This is a genomic window from Sphingomonas sanguinis (assembly GCF_001476905.1).
Classification (GTDB): Bacteria; Pseudomonadota; Alphaproteobacteria; order Sphingomonadales; family Sphingomonadaceae; genus Sphingomonas; species Sphingomonas sanguinis_B.
Window position 1 is genome coordinate 1 of sequence record NZ_LDTE01000178.1, and the last position, 1740, is coordinate 1740.

Genomic DNA, 1740 nt, shown 5'->3' on the forward strand with positions numbered 1-1740 from the left:
TCATGCTCGAAGGTGTGACCGGCCAGCGTGGCATGGTTCGCCTCGATATTGACCTTCACTTCGTTCTCGAGGCCGTAAGCCTTGAGGAAGCCGTACACGGTGGCCGTGTCGAAGTCATACTGGTGCTTGGTCGGCTCGTGCGGCTTCGGTTCGATCAGGATGGTGCCGTTGAAGCCGATCTTGTGCTTATGCTCGACGACCAGGGTCAGGAAGCGGCCCAGATTGTCGAGTTCGCGCTTCATATTGGTGTTGAGCAGCGTCTCGTAACCCTCACGACCGCCCCACAGGACGTAGTTCGCGCCCCCCAGGCGATGCGTCGCCTCCAGCGCGTCGCGGACCTGCATCGCGCCAAAGGCATAGACTTCCGGATCGGGATTGGTCGCGCCACCGGCGGCGAAGCGCGGGTGGCTGAACAGGTTGGCGGTGCCCCAGAGCAGCTTACGGCCCGACGAGGCCTGCAGCTTTTCGAGATGATCGACCGCTTCGGCGAAGTAACGGCGATGCTCGGCAACGCCCTGCGCATCGGCCATCACGTCGACGTCATGGAAGCAGTAATAGGGCACGTCGAGTTTCGAGAAGAAGTCGAACGCCACTTCCCGCTTCTGCGCGGCGGCCGCGCTGTCATTGGCGCCCGCATGCCAGGGGCGGTTGAAGGTGCCGCCGCCGAACACGTCCGAGCCGGGCCAGCAGAAGGTGTGCCAGAAGCACGCGGCGAAGCGCAGATGCTCTTCCATCGTCTTGCCCAGGACGACGCGGTTCTTGTCGTAGAAGCGGTAGGCGAGCTCGTTCTCGCTGTCCGGGCCTTCATAGCGGATCGTCGGGATGTCGGCGAAAAAGTCGGTAGCCATGTTACGAATTCCTCGGAGTGATGCGGGAATAGCTGTCGCGGAAGCGCGCGATCTTGGGGGCGAAACGCTCGACGAGCGCCGCGTCGGGGGCGATGGTGTGAGACACTGGCGGCGGCGCGCAGACCTCCTCGGGCGAGCCGCCATCGACCGCCAGTTGGGCCAGGCGTGCCGCACCCAGCGCCGGGCCGACCTCGCCGCCCTTCAGATAGACCAGCTCGACGTTCAGTGCGGCGGCGAGCGTCTGGCCCCAATAGGACGAACGCGCACCCCCGCCGATGACCGACAGCTGCGACAGTTCGGTCCCGGCGTCGCGCAAGACCGACAGGCCGTCGGCGAGCGCAAAGGCCACGCCCTCCAGTACCGCCTGCGCCAACCGCTCCGGCGTGGTGTCATGGTCGAGGCCCAGGAAGCCCCCGCGCACCTCGGCATCGTTATGCGGCGTCCGCTCACCCGACAGATAGGGGAGGAAGATTTCCGGGCCGCTCGAGGGCCCCACGCTTTCGGCGCGAGCAAACAGCTCGGCCGCGCCGGGCGTGCCGGTCAGCCGTGCCACCCAGTCGATGCAGGCCGCCGCCGACAGATGCACCGACATCTGATGCCAGACATTCGGCAGACAATGGCAGAAGGCATGGACCGCACCCGCAGGATTGGGGCGGAATTCCCTGGTCGCAGCAAAGATGACGCCCGACGTGCCCAGCGACAGCAAAGCATCACCGTCCTTCACCACTCCGACGCCCGCGGCCCCGGCGGCATTGTCGCCACCACCGCCCGCGACCGGCACCTGATCGATACCCCAGGCCTCGGCCACCTCGGCACGTAGGCGACCGGTCTGCGCCGTTCCCTCGACCGCCTGCGGCATCTGCTCGCGGTTCAGGCCGGTGGCGGCTGGCTC

The 1740-nt window shown here is 66.4% G+C and carries 2 protein-coding genes; both read right to left on the reverse strand.

Going from position 1 to position 1740, the window contains the following annotated elements:
- Nucleotides 1–848 (reverse strand): xylose isomerase (locus tag SB4_RS18330; protein WP_153006340.1); only part of this gene is annotated, 848 nt, incomplete at its 3' end.
- 1 nt (nt 849) lies between these two features.
- Nucleotides 850–1740 (reverse strand): FGGY-family carbohydrate kinase (locus SB4_RS18335; RefSeq protein ID WP_241488695.1); only part of this gene is annotated, 891 nt, incomplete at its 5' end.